Consider the following 20,540-nt stretch of genomic DNA (forward strand, 5'->3'; position numbering starts at 1 on the left):
GTGCGAGTGCGCAAAGTGTCGTCCCGCCGATCAAGGTGGTCAATACGACGCCGGTGGGAATCTCACCGCCGACGCGGCTAATTGCGTTGCCGCGCGACCGGCCGGCCCGCATGCTTGACCTCGTGACCAGGCCCGATCACGACGGGTCACCGCCGGGCACTCGGACCGCCCGGCACCGCGGCGGCGCGGGGCACGTCACCTCTCTCTCACCGGTACGGCCGGCTCCGCCGTACCCCGACACCCGCTCCGCGCCGCCGCCCCCGGGATGCCCGGATCAGGTCAGCAGCAGGCCGGCCACCCAGAGGACGGCGACGACCACGCCCGCGAGGAACTCGACCAGCATCGACAGGCCGGCCGCCTTGACCGCCTGTCTGGTCGACGGCCAGGCCAGCCGGGAGTCGCCGAGCCGCAGCCGCTCGGCGGCCCACACCCCGCCGACGAAGCCGAGCACCGCCCCGACCACCGGGATCACGAAGAAGCCGACCAGCCCGAGCAGGCCGCCGGCGAGCAGCGACGACGTCGGCACCCCCGTACGTTTCAGGTTCCGCCCGGGCCAGGCGTACTTGACGACCGTGCCACCGGCGACGACCAGCGTCGCGGCGGCGAGCACCGCCCACCGGCCGACGCCGGCCCCACCGAACACGGCCCAGATCAGCACACCGCCCCAGCACAACGGCAGTGCCGGCAGGCCGGGCACCACCACGCCCGCCAACCCGGCCAGGATGGCCAGCCCGGCGAGCACGGTGACCGCCGCCTGGGTGTCCGTCACGCCCATCGTGTCGCCCCTCCGCCGCGCAGCCGGTCGGTGATCTGCTCCGCCGGCGCCGGCGCGCCGAAGTACCGGCCCTGTCCGGTGTCGCAGCGCAGCGCTCGCAGCCGCTCCGCCTGCACCTGGGTCTCCACCGCCTCGGCGGTGACCCACAGCTCCAGCGCGTGCGCCAACCTGACCAACGCGTCGACGATCCGCTCGTCGCGGTGGTCGGCCACGGCATCCGTCCCGTCGGCGCGGATGCCCTCGACGAACGGGCCGGCCAGCTTCAGGCAGTGGATCGGCAACCGCCGCAGGTACGCCAGGTTGGAGTACCCGGTGCCGAAGTCGTCCACCGCCAGCCGGACGCCCAGCGCGGCGAGCCGGTGCAGGCTGCGCAGGGGCTCGCCCGCGCTACCCATCACGGCGCTCTCGGTCAGCTCCAGTTGGAGCAGCTCGGCCGGCAGCCCGCTGGTGGCCAGAACGTCGGCCACCGTCTCCACGATCGCCGGGTCGTCGGCCTGCCGGGCGGCCAGGTTGACGCTGACCACCAGCCGGGCGTCGGGGAACTCCCGCCACCACCGCTCGGCGTCCCGGCAGGCCCGCCGCAGCACCCACTCGCCGAGCCGGACGATCAGGCCGGTCTCCTCGGCCAGGCCGATGAACCGGTCCGGCCCGATCAGGCCCAACTCCGGGTGCTCCCAGCGGACCAGCGCCTCCACCGCGAGGATGCTGCCCTCCAGCAGCGAGACGATCGGCTGGTAGTGCAGCACGAACTCGCCCCGGTCCAGTGCCGCCGGCAGCCCGGCGACCAACGCCGAACGGGCGATGTCCCGGGCGCTGCGCTCCGGGTCGTAGACGGCCCACCGCCCCCTGCCCGCCGCCTTCGCCCAGTAGAGCGTGGTGTCCGCGGCCTTCATCAGCTCCGAGGCGCTGGTCGCGGCGGCCGGGCACTCCACGATGCCCACGCTGGCCGAGACGGCCAGTTGCTGGTCGCCGACGTGCACCGGAACGGCGACGGCGGCCAACGCTGCCTCCGCCACGGCCACCGACTCGTCGAGGTCGTCCCCGCCGTCGACCAGGATGACGAACTCGTCACCGCCCATCCGGGCGACCAGGTGGCCGTGGTCGGCCACGCACTCGGCCAGCCGCCGGCCGATCATCACGAGCAGCCGGTCACCGAGGTCGTGGCCGAGGCTGTCGTTGATGGCCTTGAACCCGTCCAGGTCCAGGAAGCACACCCCGACCCGTCGACCGGGCCCGGCGGTGTCGAGGATCCGGCCCAACGTCTCGAAGAACAGCGTCCGGTTGGGCAGCCCGGTCAGCGGGTCGTGCAGCGCCTGGAAACGCAGCCGCTGCTGAAGTTCGTACCGCTCGGTGATGTCCTCGATCATCGCGACGGTGAACCGGGGCCGGCCGTCGTCGTGCCGGATCAGCGAGACCGCCAGATCCGTCCAGACCACGCTGCCGTCCTTGCGGTGGTAGCGCTTCTCCACCCGGGCCGAGTCCTGCTTGCCCTCGATGAGCGCCTGGTACAGCTCCCACATCCCGGCGGCGTCGTCGGCGTGGAACAGCGTCGACACGTTGGTCTCGCACAGCTCCTCGATGGAGTAGCCGAGCATGTCGGCGAACGCCTGGTTGACGTCGATGATCCGGCCGTCCACCCCGGCGATGCCGATCCCGATCGCGGCGCCGGTGAAGACCGCCCGGAAGCGCGCCTCGCTGTCGCGCAGCGCCTGTTCGACCTGGTCCCGCGCCTGCCAGGCCGAGCGGGCGATCCGTTCCTGCTGGGTGAAGGTGCGGTCGCGCAGCGCGCGGGCGAAACCGGCGGCCAGGGCGCCCTGCACCGCCGCGATCCGGTCCGTCAGGTCCGCCCGGCCTTCGTCGGCGCCCAGCACGCGGCGGGGGAAGTCCTCGCCGAGGGCACGCAGGGACCATTCCAGCGCCCGGGGTTCGGTGAGGTGCGCCTCCACCAGTGCCCGCCCGACCTCCTCGGCGGGGCGGGCCGAGAACGGCTCGGCCCGTACCGCCTGGGCGAGCCGGACGGTGTGCACCAGCAGCAGCCGCTCGGTCTCGGCCGCGCTGAGCGGCACGAAACCGAGGCGGCGCACCGCGCGGGCCCAGTCGGCGGCGTAGCCCTGGGCGTCGGCCCGGCCGGCGTCGACCCCGGTGGGATCCGGGACGGCGGCCACGGGATCAGCCGGCTGGCTGGTCGTACCGGGCGACGCCTCCGAAGGCGCCGAAGCGCTCCGGGTGCCCGTCCACGTCGGACGGCGAGTCGGGACGCCAGAGCGGCATGTGCACGACGCCCGGTTCGAGGACGGTCCAGTCGCCGAAGAACCCGGTGACCTGCGCGCGGGAGCGGAGGGTGATCTCGGTGTCCGTCCGGGCGGAGAGCCGCTGGGCGTCCAGCATCTCCTGCGGCTGGTCCTCGAAGGTGGAGTGCGAGATGACCAGGAAGCTGCCGGGCGCGGCGGCGGCCCGCAGGGTGGCCAGGATGTCCTCGGGCCGGTCGGCGTCCGGGATGAAGTGCACCACCCCGGCCAGCAGGATGCCCATCGGCCGGCTGAAGTCGATCAGCCCGAGCTGGCGGGTCTCGGCGAGGATCCGCTCCGGCTCGCGCAGGTCGGCGTGGATCACCCCGGTCAGCTCGTTGCCGGCGAGCAGTTCCCGGCTGTGTGCGACGGCCACCGGGTCGATGTCGACGTAGACCACGCGGGCCTTGGGGTTCGCGCCCTGCGCCACCTCGTGCACGTTGCCCACGGTGGGAATTCCGGAGCCGATGTCGAGAAACTGGTCGATGCCGGCGTCGAGCAGCGCGCGGACGGCCCGGCGCAGGAAGTCCCGCCCGGAGCGCATGGTGGCGGCGAGATTCGGGGTCATGCCGGCGATCTGCTCGGCCAGCTGACGGTCGATCTCGAAGTTGTGCGCCCCGCCCAGGAAATAGTCGTACACCCGGGCCGCGCTCGGCCTGGTCAGATCGATCTCGGTCGGCAGTCCGTCCGGCATCAGCGTGCTCCCCAGTTCATCGCCGCAGCGCGGGACGGCACCGGCGTCGTCGGGCGCGCGCGACCACCGGCAGACCCGCGGGTCGTGTGGTGTGGACCACTCTAGGCCGCCGACTCCCGCGTTCGGGAGATCCCTTCACGCTCTTTCCGCGTTCAGGCGGCCGACTCCAGCAGCAGGGAGATGCCCTGCCCGACCCCGATGCACATGGTGGCGAGGGCCCGCCGGCCACCGCGACGACGCAGCTCCAGGGCGGCGGTCAGCGCCAGCCGGGCGCCGCTCGCGCCCAACGGGTGCCCCAGCGCGATGGCGCCGCCGTTCGGGTTGACATGCTCGGCGTCCACGGGCAGCCCCAGCTCGCGCAGCACGGCCACCGACTGCGCGGCGAATGCCTCGTTCAGCTCGATCACGTCGACCGCGCTCAGCTCGACGCCGGTTCGGTCGAGCAGCTTCCGGGTCGCCGGCACCGGGCCGATGCCCATGATCCGAGGCGGCACACCGGCCGCCGCGGCGCCGCCGATCCGGGCCAGCGGGGTCAGGCCGTACCGGGCCACCGCGGCCTCGCTCGCCACCAGCAGGGCGACCGCGCCGTCGTTGACGCCCGAGGAGTTGCCGGCGGTCACCGTGCCGCCCTCCCGGAACGGGGTGGGCAGCGCGGCCAGCTTCTCCAGCGAGGTCTCCCGGGGGTGCTCGTCGACCTCGACCAGCCGGGTCTCCCGCCGGCCCGCCGGCACCGAGACCGGCACGATCTCCTCGGCGAACCGGCCGTCGGCCTGCGCCTTGGCCGCGCGCTGCTGGGAGCGGTACGCGAAGGCGTCCTGCTCGGCCCGGCTCACGCCGTACTCGGCGGCCACGTTCTCCGCCGTCTCCGGCATCGAGTCGACGCCCCAGCCGTCCCGCATCAGCGGGTTGACGAGCCGCCAGCCCAGGGTGGTGTCGTACACCTCCGCCGAGCGGGAGTACGCCGAGGTGGCCTTCGGCATGACGAACGGCGCCCGACTCATGCTCTCCACCCCGCCGGCCACCACCAGCTCCGCCTCCCCGGCGACGATGGAGCGGGCGGCGGTGGCGAGGGCGTCCAGCCCGGAGCCGCAGAGCCGGTTGACCGTGCTGCCCGGCACCTGCTCGGGCAGGCCGGCCAGCAGCGCCGCCATCCGGGCGACGTTGCGGTTGTCCTCGCCGGCCTGGTTGGCGCAGCCGAGCACGACATCGTCCACGCGGGCCCAGTCCACCGACGGGTGCCGGGAGACCAGCTCACGGATCACGTGCGCGGCCAGGTCGTCGGGGCGGACGCCGGCCAGCGCGCCGGCGTACCGGCCGATCGGGGTACGGACACCGGCCACCAGGTATGCCACGGTCATCGCGAGTCCTTCGGGGTGGAGACTGCGGGGGTGCGGCGCCCACCGGGGTCGAGTGGGCCACCAGCCGCCAGGATATCCGCGTCCGCAGCGGATAGGTTGACGGCATGGCCCGGGCCCAGTTCAGCGCAGAGACCAGCGGCGGCGGCGCGTTCGTCCGCCAGCCCAACCGGTTCACCGGCCGCGTCACCCCGGACTCGACCTCGCCGCCCGGCGGCGGCCCCGACGAGCAGGGCCGCTGGCCGCTGGAGGCCGGCCGCTACCGGCTGATCTGGTGTCGCGCCTGCCCGTGGGCGCACCGCGCCCGCATCGTGCGCGGCCTGCTCGGGCTGGACGACGCGATCTCGCTGGGCACCGTCGACCCGATCCGGGACGAGCGGGGGTGGGCGTTCGCCCTCGACCCGGACGGCTTCGACCCGGTCCTCGGCGTCAGCTTCCTCTCCGAGGCGTACCTGGCCACCGACCCGGACTACACCGGCCGGGTGACCGTGCCGGCGCTGGTCGACAAGCTGACCAGCCGGGTGGTCACCAACGACTACCCGCAGCTCACCCTCGATTTCTCCACGCAGTGGCGGTCGCTGCACCGTGCGGGGGCGCCGGACCTCTACCGGGAGGCACTGCGCCCCGAGATGGACGCGCTGATGGCCGAGATCCACACCGACGTCAACAACGGCGTCTACCGGTGCGGCTTCGCAACCTCGCAGGAGGCGTACGACGAGGCGTTCCGGGGGCTCTTCGCCCGGCTGGACGCGCTCTCCGAGCGGCTGGCCGGGCAGCGCTACCTGATGGGCGACGCGATCACCGAGGCGGACGTGCGGCTCTTCACCACGCTGGTCCGCTTCGACGCCGCGTACCACGGGCACTTCAAGTGCAACCGGCAGAAGCTGACTGAGATGCCGGTGCTCTGGGCGTACGCCCGGGACCTGTTCCAGACCCCGGGCTTCGGCGAGACGGTGGACTTCGACCACATCAAGCGGCACTACTACGGCACCCACCGGGAGATCAACCCGAGCGGCATCGTGCCGCTCGGTCCCGACGAGTCCGGCTGGACCACGCCGCACGGGCGTGGCTGAGTCGGGCCGGCCCGGCACCACGACGGCGACCGCCGCCCGGGCGGACGTCGCGCGCCGGGTCGCCGGGTGGGCGGCCGCCGGCTGCGGGCTGGCCGGCGCGGTCGTGGTGATGGTCGCGGTGGTCTCCGGACCCGATCCGGGGTTCACCGGGTACGTCAGCGAGGCGGGCATCGCCGGCAGCGGCCACGCCGCGACGTACCGGATCGGGATCCTCGCACTGGCCGGCTCGCTGCTGCTGCTCGCCGCGGCGCTGCCCCCCGGGGTGCGGGCGGCGCCGGCGCTGCTCGCCGCCGGTGCCGTTTTCACCGGCCTGTCCGGGGCGGTGACCTGCTCCGCCGGCTGCCCCCTGCCGCCGTTCGAGCGAGCCACGATGGCGGATTTGGTGCACGGCGGCGCGAGCATCGCCGCGACCGCGGCGACGGTCTTCGCCATGGTCGCGCTCTCCGTGTCCGGCCCGGCCGGCCGGGCGGTACGCCGGCTGGCGGGCGGGGCCGCCGCGCTCAGCCTGCCGCTCTGCGCCGCGGTCGGGCTGGCCATGCTCATCGTCGGCCGGGGCGCCGTGGTGGGGGTGCTGGAGCGGCTGATCCTCGCGCTGGCGGTGCTGTGGGGCCTGGCGACCGCCATCACCCTCGCCCTCGCCGCCGGCAGGGAAGGCCGCCCTCCTGAGGGTCGGGCCGGCGGGCGCGTGTAAGGAGCGTCACGCCGATCCGTGCCTACCGATGGCCGATCGTCGGCGTATCGTCGGCTGGCGATGACCAATGTCTGGGACCTAACCGTTCGCCTGTATGTCGATCTCCGACTGCAGGCCAGCGGCATCTGTCCGGCGTAGCTGCGCTCCGCACGTCTACCCCGTTCAGCCCCGACAATTGGATCAGTCCCCATGCCTTTCGGCCTGCGCAAGATTCCCTTCTCCGTACAGATCCTCCTCGGCCTCGTGCTCGGCGTGGCGCTCGGCTTCCTGGCCCGCAGCAACGACCTGAGCTGGCTCACCAGCACCCTGCACACCGTCGGCGGCCTCTTCGTCCAGCTGCTCAAGCTGGCCGTGCCGCCCCTGGTCTTCACCGCCATCGTGGTCAGCGTGGTCAGCCTGCGCGGCGTGGCCAACGCCGCCCGGCTCGCGCTGAAGACCCTCCTGTGGTTCGGCGTCACCGCGCTGATCTCGGTCGGCATCGGCATCGGCCTGGGCCTGCTCACCAACCCGGGCCGGGGCGTGACCCTCGACCTGGGTGGCGCGACACCGCCGAAGAACACCGGCTCGTGGACCGACTTCCTCACCGGCATCGTGCCCACCAACCCGGTCGGCGCGTTCGTCGAGGGCAACGTGCTCCAGATCGTCTTCCTGGCCCTCGTGGTCGGCGCCGCGGCGCTGCTGGTCGGCGACGCCGCCGAGCCGTTCGTGGCGCTGAACCGCTCCCTGCTGGAGATCGTCCAGAAGGCGCTGTGGTGGGTCATCCGGCTCGCCCCGATCGGCACCCTCGGCCTGATCGGCAACGCCGTCGCCTCCTACGGTTGGGACCTGCTGGCCCCTCTCGCGAAGTTCACCACCGCCGTCTACGTCGGCTGCGCCATCGTGCTGTTCGTGGTCTACCCGCTGGTGCTGGTCCTCGCCGGCCGCCTCAACCCGCTTCGCTTCTTCGCCGGCGCCTGGCCGGCGATCGAGCTGGCCTTCGTGTCCCGCTCCTCGGTGGGCACCATGCCGGTGACCCAGCGCTCCGTCGAGCGGCTCGGTGTGCCCCGCGAGTACGCCTCGTTCGCGGTGCCGTTCGGCGCCACCACGAAGATGGACGGCTGCGCCGCGATCTACCCGGCCCTGGCCGCGATCTTCGTGGCCCAGGTGTTCGGCGTGGACCTCGGCGTCACCGACTACCTGCTGATCGCCTTCGTCTCGGTGGTGGGCTCGGCGGCCACCGCCGGCCTGACCGGCGCGATCGTGATGCTCACCCTCACCCTGAGCACGCTGGGCCTGCCGCTCGCCGGCGCCGGCCTGCTGCTGGCCATCGACCCGATCCTGGACATGATCCGGACCGCCACCAACGTTGCCGGGCAGGCGCTGGTGCCGACCGTGGTCGCCGCCCGCGAGGGCACCCTCGACCGCGCCGCGTACGAATCCGCCGGCCGGCGTGACCTGACCGACCCGGAGCCGGTCGCCGACACCCGGCCCGACCGGCAGGACGAGCTGAGCCCCGTCCCCGCCTGACCAGTTCGCATCGACGCCGACGGGCCCCTCCCGGGGGGCCCGTCGCCGTTTCCGAGAGGATGACGACATGAGCTCCCTGTTCACGCCGCTGGCCCTGCGCGCGGTCACCCTGCCCAATCGGATCGCCATGGCGCCGATGTGCCAGTACTCCGCCGGTCCGGACGGCCTGCCCACCGACTGGCACCTGATCCACCTCGGCACCCGGGCGGTTGGCGGGGTCGGGCTGGTGCTGTCCGAGGCGACCGCCGTGCTGCCGGAGGGCCGGATCAGCCCGCAGGACACCGGGCTGTGGTCCGGCGCGCACGTGGACGCGTGGCGGCCGGTGACGCGGTTCGTCGCCGCTCAGGGCGCGGTGCCGGCGGTCCAGCTCGCGCACGCCGGGTTCAAGGCGTCCACGTACCGGCCGTGGGCGCCGGCCCGCGGCGGCGTGCCGGACGCCGAGGGCGGCTGGACGCCGGTCGCCCCGGGGTCGGAGCCGTTCGTCGCCGACTACCGGGTACCGACCGCCCTCGACGCGGCCGGCGTCGCGGGCGTGGTCGAGGCCTTCGCCACCGCCGCCGAACGGGCCCTGGCCGCCGGCTTCGCCGCCGTGGAGATCCACGCCGCGCACGGCTACCTGCTGCACGAGTTCCTCTCACCGCTGACCAACCACCGCACGGATTCGTACGGCGGGGACCGGGCGGCCCGGATGCGGCTCACCCTGGAGGTGGCCCGCGCGGTGCGCGCCGCGGTCGGCGAGAACGTCCCGGTGCTCACCCGGATCTCCGCCACCGACTGGGTCGAGGGTGGCTGGACGATCGAGGACAGCGTGGTCCTCGCCGGCGAGCTGGCCGGGGCCGGCGTGGACCTGGTCGACGCCTCCTCCGGCGGAGCACACCCGAACGCGCGCATCCCGCTCGGCCCCGGCTACCAGGTGCCGCTGGCAGCCCGTATCCGCCGCGAGGCCGGCGTGCCGACCGGCGCGGTCGGCCTGATCGTCGAACCGGAGCAGGCCGAGCAGATCGTCGCCGGCGGCGAGGCCGACCTGGTGCTGCTCGGCCGGGAGCTGCTGCGCGACCCGTACTGGCCGCGTCGGGCCGCCGCCAAGCTCGGCGTCGCGTACACCGGGCCCGCCCAGTACGCCCGCGCCTCCTGACCCCGCCGGTCGGGCGGCTGCCGTGGCGGCAGCCGCCCGACCGTCAGCCGGCGAGGTGCGACCAGTCGCCCTCCAGGTCCCGCCAGGCCCCCTGGGCGGCCACCGTGCCGCCGATCAGCACCACCACGTGGTCGGCGCGGACCAGCGCGGCCCGCTTAGCGGTCGAGCCGACCACGGTCACCCCGTGCGCGCGCAGCGCCTGCCACAGCGCCAGCTCGGTGGTGACGTCCAAGGCCGACGACACGTCGTCGGCGACCAGCAGCTCGGTACGCGGAGCCAGCGCCCGGGCCAGCGCCAACCGCTGTAGCTGGCCGCCGGAGAGCCGCGTGCCCTTGTGCCCGATGAGCAGACCCAACCCGCCGCCGGCCGCGGCGAGATCGTGGTCGAGCTGAGCGGTGCTGACCGCCCCGGCCGCGTCCACCTGGTGGCCGAGCGCGATGTTGTCGGCCACCGTGCCGGACAGCACCCGGGGCAGCTGACCGACGTAGCCGACCTGGTTGGGGCGCAGGAACAGCTCCGGCTCGGTGACCGGGTCGCCGTTCCAGGACAGCTCCCCCGTGTGGTGCACGATCCCTGCCAGGGCCCGCAGCAGCGAGGACTTGCCCGAGCCGACCGGCCCGACGACCAGCACCAACTGGCCGCGTCGCACGGTCAGGTCCACGTCCCGGACGGCGACCGCGCCGTCGGAGTGCACCACCCCGAAGCCGCGCAGCTCCAGTTGGCGCAGCGGGTGTCGGGGCGGCGGCGTCGGCGCGGGCGCGGTCCCGGCGGCCAGGTCGACCGCCGGCACCCCCGCCGAGTACGCGCCCACCCCGGCCATCGCCACCGTGCGGCGGGTCCAGACCCGCGCGGACGGCAGTTGGGAGACCAGGGACGCGGTGGTCCAGGCGAACCAGCGGGCCGCGCCGAGCGTGGAGACGGCCACCAGCACCGCCCCGGCGGAGAGCCCACCGCTCAGGTAGAGCGCCCACGCGCCGATCGGCAGCAGGCCGCTGGCCATCGCCGGCGTGGAACGCGACCACACCTGCACCGAGATCTCCCGCCGCTGCCGGTCGCTGCGCACCACGTCCAGGTCGGCCAGGTGGCGCAGCACCGGCGCCGTCGCGCCGGCGAGCTTCACCGTCCGCGCCGCGGAGAGCGCGGAGACCAACGCGGTGGCGAAGGCCGCCCGCGCCGCCACCGTCGCCCGGGCCGCACGCTCGAGCTTCGGACCGAACAGCGTCGCTGCCAGGCCGGAGATGACCATGGTGCCGAGGAAGAACAGCCCCGGTACGACGCTGCCGGTGACCGCCGTCATGGCGACCACCAGCACCAGCGCGACGGCCTGGTCCAGCACGTGGTCGGCGAGCTGGACCACCCGCTCCGTGTCACCGCCCTGCGCCACCACCTCCGCCGGGGTGTGCGAGCTGACCCGGCGCGGCCCGGTCTGGCCGTGCACCAGGCGCAGGCCGATCCGCAGCATCTGCCGCACCCACCAGTGCGGGAACCAGACGTGCGTGTAGAACGGCAGCGGCAGGGTGACCAGCAGCCCGGCCACGATGCCCAGCGCCGGCAGGTACGGGTTGCCGGTCCCGTCGACCAGATCGGCCCAGAGCCACGGCAGCACCGGGCCGTCCAGCCCGAGCAGGCTGAGCCCGAGGAACAGCACGATCGCGGCCAGCCCGTACCGGGGGTCGTTGGTGCAGAGTCGGACGATCTCCCGGAACGTGCGGGCCGGCGGGACGGGCGGCAGTGGCGGCGGGTCGGCACGGGTCGGCCCGACCGTTTCGACGGGTCCACCCGGCTCGACCAGCCCGCCTGGCCTGCCCGGCTCGACCGGCCCGCCTGGCTCGACCGGCTCGGCCGTCGGCGCGCTTGGCCAGGCGTCGGCCGGGTCGGGGCCGACCAGCAGATCCGTGCCGGCACCGCTGCGGCCGGCCGGCACTGCGGCGTACGCGGCGGCGTGGCTGGTCGCCAGCAGCTCGGCGAAACGGGTCGAGGTTTCCAGCGGACCGGCCTCGACCACCGCGCCGTCGGCCAGCACCACCACCTCGTCGCAGCGGCGAACCGAGGAGAGCCGGTGCGCGATGACGATGCCGATGCGGTCGCGCAGCAGCCGTTCGGTGGCCCGTTGCACCCGTGCCTCGGTGACCGGGTCCAGCCGTGCGGTGGCCTCGTCGAGGATCACCACGTGCGGGTCGCGGACCAGGATCCGGGCGAAGGCCACCAACTGCTCCTGACCGGCCGAGAGCACATGCCCGCCCTCCCCCAGCCGGGTCGCCAGCCCGTCGGGCAGCTCGGCGATCCAGCCGGCCAGGCCCAGCTCGTCCAGCGCGCGGGCGGCGGCGTCGAGCAGCTCCGGGTCGAAGAGCGCGACGTTCTCGGCGAGCGTGCCCGCCAGGATCTCGGTGCGCTGCGGCACCAGCGCCACCCAGCGGCGAAGCTGCTCGACGTCGAGGTCACACAGGTCGGTGCCGCCGAGGAAGACGGTGCCCGGTGGCACGTCGACGGCCCTGGTGAGCACCTTCGCCAGGGTCGACTTGCCCGAACCGGTCCGCCCGATCAGCGCGTACGAGCGGCCGCGCGCGAAGGTGAGGCTGAGCCCGCGCAGAGCGGGACCCCGGCCGCTCTCCGGGCCGCTCACCTCGTACCCGAATGTCAGTTCCCGGATGCGCAGGTCACCCTCGGCCGGGCTGGCCCCACCGACGGGCTCCTGCCGCGCCTTCTGGAGCAACTGCACACGAGCCCACGCGCCGAGGGCCTCCTGAAGCTCGGGCACCATCCGGCTGACGTGTTCCGCGGTGGCCCCGAAGGCCAGGGCGAGCAGCCAGATGGCGGTGAGCCGGGCAGCGTCGACCCGGTCGGTGGCCAGGGCCCACGCCCCGCCGAGCACCACCACGCCGATGCCGCCCCGGATCGTCGCGGTCGCGGCCGACGCAACCCGGGCGGACAGCACCCAGACCAGGTGGCCGCGGGACAGCACGGCGGCGGCCCGCCGGGCGTACAGACGCAGCACGTACGGCCGGGCCAGGCTGGTCCGTACGTCGTCCTGGCCGTGCACCGCCTCCTCCATCACGGCGGCGAGGTCCGACCATGCCTCCTCCTCGGCCATCCGGGCCGGACCGATCCGTGCCGTGGGCCGGCGCAGCCCCACGGCGAGCGCCACCGTGAGCAGCAGCATCGCGACGCCGGCCGGCCACCACACGGCCAGCGCGACGACCATCGACAGCAGGCCGACGCAGAGCCCCTGGGCGAGCCGAGAACCCTGGTTGCGGACCGCCGACGCCACCTGGTAGACGTCCCCGTCGATGCGGTCCAGCAGCTCGCCCACCGGGGTGGTCTCCAGGGTGGGCAGGTCCTGACCGAGCGCGACCCGGCAGAGGCGCCTGCGTACGTCGGCGGACCAGTCGGCGGTCAGCCCGGCCATCAGCAGGCTCACCGCGAGGTCGCTGAGCACCACGGCGGCCAGCGCCACGGCCAGAACGGCGAAGAAGCCGGTCGACCGGTGCACCAGCACCGCGCCGGCGAGCGCCGACGCCCCCGCCTGGCCGGCGGCGCCGAGCACGATGAGGACGGCCACGATCGTCACACGACGTGGCGAGGTGCCCCACAGATCACGGAGCAGGCGCATTGATGTCCTCCGGACGTGGGTGGCGGAGCACCCAGCGTGCCGGTTCCACCCGGTCGGCTCAACCGATTTACCCGCTCTGAGCAGGGCGTCAGGCCAGGTCCGGGCGACCCGGCGCACGATGCCGAGCAACGCCTCCTGCACGTCCTCGGTCGACCGGTCGGGCTGGAGGATTAGCCAGTCCACGGCCATCATCAGGCCCACGCCCAGGCGGTGGGCACGTCCAGGTCGGCCGGCAGGTCACCTCTGTCCACCTCGGTCCGCAACGTCTCGCCGATCACCTCGATGGCCTCGCCCCGCAGCAACCGGGCCCCGCCGCTCGACTCGGCTATCCCGTCGCGACTACCTGCGTGATGTCTCTGTCTTAGCCCGGATACCTGCGCCGGGCACGTCACCCGCCACTGGGAGGCGGTCGCAGTCATAGTCGCGATACCTGTGAGGCATAAATATGCCTGTGAGGTATCAGGCTGATTGTCGACCTCGGCCCCAGCAGCGCCTCCTGGCGGTGATCGACTCGGTTTCAGTGAAGTCGCGGTGTCCCGGGCGGGGGATACCCCGCAGGGATACCCACTCGATCACCTCCCAGCCGGCTGGTGTCGCGTCGGGACCGGGGGCGGTCCGGCCTCGTATGTCCGGTATCGGGGCCTGATCGGTGATCGGTGACCGACCCGGTGATGGCGTCGCTGACCGGTGACGGGTCCGGTGATCGCTGACCGGTGACCGCTGTCTGGTATCGGGGTCCTTGGCCTGTGACCGGCTGCACCCGGGCGGCGGAATCATGGCCGGCCCGAGGTCGTTACATACCCTGACGATCGCAGGACCACGGCGCCTCGCCACCCGGCCCCCAGGTTTGGAATGCGAGCCCTCGCCCGGTCGTTACAGACCCCCGAACGACCGCACCAGCACTCCCTCAGACGGGGTGCCGATGGACGGGCCAACCCCGGAATGAGCCCGGCCCGCAGGTCGTTACACATGGACCCGGCGCCACGAGGCCCCGCCCGTAGGCCGCCGACCTCGAAGACTTTCCCTTTTGTTTGGAAGCGCCGGACGAGGTGCTCACACCGCGGATGCCGACCCCCATCGGCTCGTGGTGTCTACCCCCGAAGGAGCAACCCCCATGAACACGATCTTCCGTAAGAGCATGCTGTCCGTTGCTGGTCTCGCGTTCGCCGGTGGTGTCTTCGCCGGTCCGATCGCCGCCCACGCCGCCACCCCGACCGACGGCAAGCCCGTCGCGGTCGCGGTGCAGACGGTCAAGGCGCAGGGCGCCCAGTCGCACATCGACCTCAACGACGAGCAGACCGCCAACGTCAAGGCGATCATCGCCGCCACGAAGAAGGCCGGCCTGCCCGAGCGGGCCGCGGTCATCTCGATCGCGACCAGCCTGCAGGAGTCGAAGCTGGAGAACCTCGGCCACCTCGGCGACAGCAACGACCACGACTCGCTGGGCCTGTTCCAGCAGCGCCCCTCCAGTGGTTGGGGCACGCCGGAGCAGATCACCGACCCGGAGTACTCCACGACCGCGTTCCTGAAGGGTTTGAAGCAGGTTGACGGGTGGCAGGACATGGCGCTGACCGACGCCGCGCAGACCGTGCAGGTCTCGGCCTACCCCGACGCCTACGCCCAGTGGGAGCAGCAGGCTGCCGACCTCGTCGCCCAGCACTGGAACAGCTGACCCACCGCACGACCCGTGTGACACCGACCGCTGGCCGGCACCCCCAACCCGGGGTGCCGGCCAGCGGCATTTCCACATCACGGGCGCGCAGCGAAACCGCCGGTTAGAAGAGGACCGTGGCGAGGGTGCCGACCGGCTGGAAGCCGCAGCGTTCGTAGACGCGGCGGGCCGGCACGTTGAAGTCGTTGACGTACAGGCTGACGGTCGGAGCGACCCGCAGCAGCGCGTCGCGCACCACGGCCGCCATCGCGCCGGCGGCGATCCCCCGACCCCGCCACTCCGGGGCCACCCAGACGCCCTGGACCTGCGCGGTCCGCTTGGTCACCACGGCCAGCTCGGCCTTGAACACGACCTTCCCGTCGACGAACCGGGCGTACGCCCGACCGGCGCGGACCAGGTCGTTGACCCGCCGGCGGTAGCTGCGGCCCGCGTCCTCGGCCAGTGGGGAGACGCCGACCTCCTCGGTGTACATGGCCACGGCGGCCGGAAAGAGCCGGTCGACCTCGCCGGAGCGGACCCGGCGTACGTCGGGGTCGACCGGGACGGGTGGCAGCGCGTCGGTGGCCAGCAGCGGCTGGTTGGGGCGGACGTCCCGGGCGGGGCCCCACGTGTCGGAGAGCCGGTCCCACAGCCCGAGGACGGCGTCGGCCCGGCCGACGATCGAGGAGCAGAGCCGTTCCTCGCCGGCGAGCAGATCGGCGAAGGCGGCCACCGCAGCGTCCGTGGCGAGCACCGGGGTGAGGTTGCCGCCGAGCCAGCAGAGCGATTCCAGGTTGCGCCGTGGGCCGTACCCCAGGATCCTGCCCTCGGCGCGCCACCAGGAGAGCCCGCGCGCGGCGATGCGCTCGGCGACCTGCGCGCCCGCGAACGGGTCCAGATCGAGCAGTCGCTCGACCGCGCGGCGCTCTGATTCCCCCAGTTGCCTAACCGGCACCGTCAGCACATGTACCACCCTGCCAGATCCCACCCCCACCCCGCCGGCCGAGTGGCGAGCCCGGCCTCAGACGGTCGCCGGCTCGGCATCGACGCTGGTCGGCCGGGTCCGGGCGGCCCACCGGACGACCGGGTGCACCAGGGCACCGAGCAGGAGGAACAACCCACCCAGCACCAGTCAGCCGGGTACGCCCAACCGAGCGCGAGGCTCGTCACCACCACCGGCGCGAGCATCTTGCCCAGCTCGTACCCCATGCCTTACGCGCCCTGGTACTGCCCCTGAGCGTCGGCCGGAGCCAGCCCGAACGAGATCCCCCAGTCGGCGGCGGAGTGCCACAGTGACGGGCGAGAACACGAGAGCGGCCGTTCCCTCCGGGGGAACGGCCGCTCTCTCTTCGTACCGGTCGTCGGCACGGTCGAATGCCCCGGCGGGTGGATCAGTGCACGGTGACCGTCGGGCCGGTGATCAGCCCGCGCAGCTCCTCGGGAAGCTCGGCGCCCATCTCGTCGGCGATCCGCAGCGCCTCCTCGATCAGCGTCTCCACGATCTGCGCCTCGGGCACCGTCTTGACGACCTTGCCCTTGACGAAGATCTGGCCCTTGCCGTTGCCGGAGGCGACGCCGAGGTCGGCCTCGCGGGCCTCGCCCGGACCGTTGACGACGCAGCCCATCACGGCCACCCGCAGCGGCACCGGGAGCCCTTCCAGGCCGGCGGTGACCTCCTCGGCGAGCTTGTAGACGTCCACCTGGGCGCGACCGCAGGACGGGCAGGAGACGATCTCCAGGCCCCGCTCGCGCAGCCCCAGCGACTCCAGGATCTGGTTGCCGACCTTGATCTCCTCGACCGGTGGGGCGGAGAGCGACACGCGGATGGTGTCACCGATCCCCTCGGCGAGCAGGGCGCCGAAGGCGACCGCCGACTTGATGGTGCCCTGGAAGGCGGGACCGGCCTCGGTGACGCCCAGGTGCAGCGGGTAGTCGCACTGCTCGGCCAGCTGCCGGTACGCCCGGATCATCACCACCGGGTCGTTGTGCTTGACCGAGATCTTGATGTCGCGGAAGCCGTGCTCCTCGAACAGCGAGCACTCCCACAGCGCCGACTCGACCAGCGCCTCGGCGGTGGCCTTGCCGTACTTGCTGAGCAGCCGCTTGTCCAGCGAGCCGGCGTTGACGCCGATGCGGATCGGCACCCCGGCGTCGCCGGCGGCCTTCGCGATCTCCCGGACCTTGTCGTCGAACTGGCGGATGTTGCCCGGGTTGACCCGGACGGCCGCGCAGCCCGCGTCGATGGCGGCGAAGACGTACTTGGGCTGGAAGTGGATGTCGGCGATCACGGGGATCTGCGACTTCTTGGCGATCGCCGGCAGCGCCTCGACGTCGTCCTGGGACGGCACGGCGACCCGGACGATCTGGCAGCCCGACGCGGTCAGCTCGGCGATCTGCTGGAGGGTGGCGTTGACGTCGGAGGTGAGGGTGGTGGTCATCGACTGCACGGACACCGGCGCGCCGCCGCCGACCGGCACCGAACCGACCATGATCTGGCGGCTGGCCCGGCGGGGAGCGAGCGGCGGGGGCGGTACGGCGGGCATACCGAGACTGATTGCGGTCACTTCAGCACTCACCTTGGGAAGAGCGTGATCGGGTTGACGACGTCCGCGGTGATGGTCAGCAGCGTGAACACGCCACCGATCAGGATCACCACGTACGTGAAGGGCATCAGCTTGAGGTAGTCGACCCGCCCCGGGTCGGCGCGGCCGATCCGCGCGTAGAGCCAGGACCTGGCGCGTTCGAACCAGGCGATGGCGATGTGGCCGCCGTCCAGCGGGAGCAGCGGCAGCAGGTTGAACACGCCGATGAAGAAGTTCAACGAGATGAACAGCGTCACGAACAGCAGCCACGCCTTGTTGGCGAACGCCTCGCCGCCGAGCCGGCTGGCGCCGACCACGCTGATCGGGGTGTCCACGTCACGTTCGCCGCCGGTGATGGCGGTCCACAGGGCGGGGACCTTCTGCGGCAGCCGCTGCAACGCCTGAACGGTGCCGACGGCCAGCTCGCGGGTGAAGTCGGCCGTGGCGCCGAACGCCGCGACCGGGCCGTAGGTCACCCGGGTCGGCGTGGTGGGCACGAGGCCGACACCGAGCGCGGCGACCGGGGCGACGGTGCCCTTCGGGTCGTCGAGCGGCGGGCGCTGGGTCTGCGCGAGCACGGTGCTCGTCTTCGCGGGCTGCCCGTCACGCACGTAGTCGATCTGGGCGGTGTCGCCCGGCTTGAGCCCGCGCAGGGCGACGAGCAGCTCGCCGTAGTTGTTGATCGGCGTGCCGTTGATCGAGGTGATGCGGTCACCGTCGCGCAGCTGAGCCTGGGCGGCCGGGCTGGCGGCGTCACCTGGGGCGCAGGCCCGGGGGGAGCTCTCCGGGACCACGCACTCGGACAGCGCGATCACCGCCGGCTCCTGGCGGATCTCCGCCTCGGTGGAGGGGAAGTCGCGGTTGGGCAGGCCCAGTGAGACGGCGGCGATCCAGATCGCGACCAGCGCGAGCGCGAAGTGGGTGATCGAGCCCGCGGACATGACGATCGTCCGCTTCCAGACCGGGTAGCGCCACATGGCCCGCGGCTCGTCGGCCGGGTCGACGTCGTCGTCCTGCGGGGTCATCCCGACGATCTTGCAGAAGCCGCCGAGCGGAATGCCCTTGATGCCGTACTCCGTCTCACCCCGCCTGAACGACCAGACGGTGGGGCCGAAACCGACGAAGTACTTTGTGACCTTCATCCCGAACGCCTTGGCGGTCAACATGTGACCCGCCTCGTGCAGGCTCACCGAGACGAGGATGGCCAGGGCGAAGAGCGCCACCCCGAGCAGGTTTGCCATCAAGCTCCTTCCACCGACGCCGAGATGATCTCCTGCGCGTGCGCGCGTGCCCACGACTCCGCCGCGAGCACGTCCTCGACGGTACCTGGTTCGGTGAAGTCGGGAGCCTCGTCCAACACCCGTTCGAGGGTGTCGACGATGCCGAGGAACGGCAGCCGGCCGGCCACGAACGCCGCGACGCACTCCTCGTTCGCCGCGTTGTAGATCGCCGGGCGGCAGCGGCCGGCCTCCCCGGCGGCCTTGGCCAGCGCGACGGCCGGGAACGCCGCGTCGTCCAGCGGCGCGAACTCCCAGGTGTGCGCGGCCGTCCAGTCGACCGCGGCGGCCGCCTCCGGGACCCGGTCCGGCCAGCCGATGCCCAGCGCGATCGGCAGCCGCATGTCCGGTGGGCTGGCCTGCGCGATCGTCGAGCCGTCGGTGAACTCCACCATCGAGTGGATCACCGACTGCGGGTGCACCATCACGGTGATGTCGGCGTAGGGCACGTCGAAGAGTTCGTGCGCCTCGATCACCTCGAGGGCCTTGTTGACCATGGTGGCCGAGTTGATCGTGACGACCGGCCCCATGTTCCAGGTGGGGTGGGCGAGCGCCTGGTCGGGGGTGACCTCGGTCAACTCGTCGCGCCGCCGGCCCCGGAACGGTCCGCCGCTGGCGGTGACGATCAGCCGCCGCACCTCGCCGCGCGACCCCGAGCGCAGGCACTGGGCCAGCGCCGAGTGCTCCGAGTCGACCGGAACGATCTGCCCCGGCCGCGTCACCGCGGCCTTGACCAGCGGGCCGCCGGCCACGAGCGACTCCTTGTTGGCCAGCGCGAGAGTACGACCACCGCGCAGCGCGGCCAGCGTGGGAGCGAGGCCCAGCGAGCCGACCACCCCGTTGAGCACGATGTCGCACGGCCACTGGGCCAGCTCGGTCATCGCGTCCGGCCCGGCCACGATCTTGGGAAGCTTGAAGTCGCCGGTGGCCCAGCCGCGCCGGCTCGCCTCGGCGTAGAACGCGAGCTGGAGGTCCTGCGCGGCGGACGCCTTGGCCACCCCGACCGCGTCGACGCCCAGTTCGAGCGCCTGCGCGGCGAGCAGCCCGACGTTGCCGCCGCCCGCGCCCAGGGCGACCACCCGGAACCAGTCCGGGTTGCGCCGGACGATGTCGATGGCCTGTGTGCCGATCGAGCCGGTGGACCCGAGCAGGACGAGGTCGCGGGGGGAAGTCACCGGGCCATTGTTCCCCACCGACGCTGCACGCCCGCTGGGAGCCTCAGCCGTCCCCGCCCACCTGCGGCTCGACGGCCTCCTGCGGTGGCGCCTCCTCGTCCAGCAGCTCCGCTGGATCGATGGTGAACTCGAACGGCTCACGCATGGCGAAAGTGCTCCCGGCCGCGGCGGCGGCCATCGGCCGGTACTCCCCGTCGGCCAGCTCGAACAGGGCGATGGTCGGCACCCGGTTACGCAGGTCCACCCGGAGGAAGAACGGCACCCCGGCGGCGGCGTACTCCCGTGGCCGGTCGATCACGTCCTTGCGCCGGTTGCCCGGCGACACGATCTCGCCCAGCAGAACCGCCTCCGCTATGGCCACCGTCGTCCGGCCACCACCCGAGTTACGCAGGACAGCGATGTCAGGAATGAAAAGATCATCCCCAGAAAGGATGTTGATCTCCGGGTAGACCCAGAGTCCAGCCTTTCGTGCGGCGCGGTGCAGCACGTAGGGCAACTCTCGCTCGACCGACTGATGATCGATTCCCGCGTGTGGTGTCACGATCACGCTTCCGCTCAGGACCTCAACCTTGGGGCCGTTGGTCTCCGGCAACAGGTCGAGGGCGAGCTGCGCGGTCCACGGCTCGTCATGCCACCGCAGCACGTCGAACGACGGCTCGGTGTGCTGCGGCGCCGGCTCGGGCGCGAACGCTGCCTGGGCCATCCGGGCTCACCCCCTCAGCGGACCA

At 72.9% G+C, this 20,540-nt stretch carries 15 protein-coding genes; 5 read left to right on the forward strand and 10 right to left on the reverse strand.

Features of this window, described 5'->3' with window-relative positions; all coding sequences use genetic code 11:
* Positions 1-274 precede the first annotated feature (274 nt).
* From DKT68_RS17640 to pcaF, 4 genes are all read right to left on the reverse strand, one after another.
* The gene (locus tag DKT68_RS17640) at positions 275-775 is read right to left on the reverse strand and encodes a DUF456 domain-containing protein (RefSeq protein WP_109818512.1); all 501 of its coding nucleotides are present in this window, start codon (positions 773-775) and stop codon (positions 275-277) included.
* The gene (locus DKT68_RS17645; protein ID WP_109818513.1) at positions 766-2,940 is read right to left on the reverse strand and encodes a putative bifunctional diguanylate cyclase/phosphodiesterase; all 2,175 of its coding nucleotides are present in this window, start codon (positions 2,938-2,940) and stop codon (positions 766-768) included. The genes DKT68_RS17640 and DKT68_RS17645 overlap by 10 nt, the downstream gene beginning before the upstream one ends.
* 4 nt (positions 2,941-2,944) lie before the next feature.
* Positions 2,945-3,757, reverse strand: a complete 813-nt coding sequence (locus DKT68_RS17650) for an SAM-dependent methyltransferase (protein WP_109818514.1) — start codon at positions 3,755-3,757, stop codon at positions 2,945-2,947.
* Between the two features lie 152 nt (positions 3,758-3,909).
* Positions 3,910-5,115, reverse strand: a complete 1,206-nt coding sequence (gene pcaF, locus DKT68_RS17655; RefSeq protein ID WP_109818515.1) for a 3-oxoadipyl-CoA thiolase — start codon at positions 5,113-5,115, stop codon at positions 3,910-3,912.
* A gap of 104 nt (positions 5,116-5,219) precedes the next feature.
* On the opposite strand from pcaF, the gene DKT68_RS17660 reads away from it, so the two are divergent.
* The 4 genes from DKT68_RS17660 (at position 5,220) to DKT68_RS17675 (ending at position 9,517) form a co-directional block, all read left to right on the forward strand.
* Positions 5,220-6,185 carry a glutathione S-transferase family protein gene (locus DKT68_RS17660; protein ID WP_109818516.1) on the forward strand — a complete coding sequence of 322 codons (966 nt, stop codon included), beginning with the start codon at positions 5,220-5,222 and terminating at the stop codon, positions 6,183-6,185.
* On the forward strand, positions 6,178-6,876 hold the full coding sequence (locus DKT68_RS17665; RefSeq protein WP_109818517.1) for a DUF998 domain-containing protein: 699 nt from the start codon (positions 6,178-6,180) through the stop codon (positions 6,874-6,876). Before DKT68_RS17660 ends, DKT68_RS17665 begins: the two co-directional genes overlap by 8 nt.
* Positions 6,877-7,077: 201 nt before the next feature.
* The gene (locus tag DKT68_RS17670; RefSeq protein ID WP_201749082.1) at positions 7,078-8,382 is read left to right on the forward strand and encodes a dicarboxylate/amino acid:cation symporter; all 1,305 of its coding nucleotides are present in this window, start codon (positions 7,078-7,080) and stop codon (positions 8,380-8,382) included.
* A 67-nt stretch (positions 8,383-8,449) separates the two neighbouring features.
* Positions 8,450-9,517: an NADH:flavin oxidoreductase/NADH oxidase gene (locus DKT68_RS17675; RefSeq protein ID WP_109818519.1), complete on the forward strand. Its 1,068-nt coding sequence runs from the start codon at positions 8,450-8,452 to the stop codon at positions 9,515-9,517.
* Between the two features lie 43 nt (positions 9,518-9,560).
* Here the strand turns inward: DKT68_RS17675 and DKT68_RS17680 are convergent, their stop codons facing one another.
* Entirely contained in the window at positions 9,561-13,127 is a 3,567-nt protein-coding gene (locus DKT68_RS17680; RefSeq protein WP_109818520.1) for an ABC transporter ATP-binding protein, read from the reverse strand.
* A gap of 1,114 nt (positions 13,128-14,241) precedes the next feature.
* On the opposite strand from DKT68_RS17680, the gene DKT68_RS17685 reads away from it, so the two are divergent.
* Positions 14,242-14,799, forward strand: a complete 558-nt coding sequence (locus DKT68_RS17685) for a hypothetical protein (RefSeq protein ID WP_109818521.1) — start codon at positions 14,242-14,244, stop codon at positions 14,797-14,799.
* Positions 14,800-14,902: 103 nt separating this feature from the next.
* Here DKT68_RS17685 and DKT68_RS17690 read toward each other — a convergent pair whose 3' ends face one another.
* From DKT68_RS17690 to DKT68_RS17715, 5 genes are all read right to left on the reverse strand, one after another.
* On the reverse strand, positions 14,903-15,742 hold the full coding sequence (locus DKT68_RS17690; RefSeq protein ID WP_109818522.1) for a GNAT family N-acetyltransferase: 840 nt from the start codon (positions 15,740-15,742) through the stop codon (positions 14,903-14,905).
* Between the two features lie 427 nt (positions 15,743-16,169).
* On the reverse strand, positions 16,170-17,342 hold the full coding sequence (gene ispG, locus DKT68_RS17700) for a flavodoxin-dependent (E)-4-hydroxy-3-methylbut-2-enyl-diphosphate synthase (protein WP_109818523.1): 1,173 nt from the start codon (positions 17,340-17,342) through the stop codon (positions 16,170-16,172).
* A gap of 8 nt (positions 17,343-17,350) precedes the next feature.
* Positions 17,351-18,601: a M50 family metallopeptidase gene (locus tag DKT68_RS17705; protein ID WP_109818524.1), complete on the reverse strand. Its 1,251-nt coding sequence runs from the start codon at positions 18,599-18,601 to the stop codon at positions 17,351-17,353.
* Positions 18,601-19,812 (reverse strand): 1-deoxy-D-xylulose-5-phosphate reductoisomerase, encoded by a 1,212-nt coding sequence (dxr, locus tag DKT68_RS17710; RefSeq protein ID WP_109818525.1) that lies wholly within the window; start codon positions 19,810-19,812, stop codon positions 18,601-18,603. Before dxr ends, DKT68_RS17705 begins: the two co-directional genes overlap by 1 nt.
* Positions 19,813-19,855: 43 nt before the next feature.
* Complete coding sequence (locus DKT68_RS17715) at positions 19,856-20,515, reverse strand: Uma2 family endonuclease (protein WP_109818526.1); 660 nt, start codon at positions 20,513-20,515, stop codon at positions 19,856-19,858.
* Positions 20,516-20,540 lie beyond the last annotated feature (25 nt).

This window comes from Micromonospora acroterricola, from assembly GCF_003172955.1.
Classification (GTDB): domain Bacteria; phylum Actinomycetota; class Actinomycetes; order Mycobacteriales; family Micromonosporaceae; genus Micromonospora; species Micromonospora acroterricola.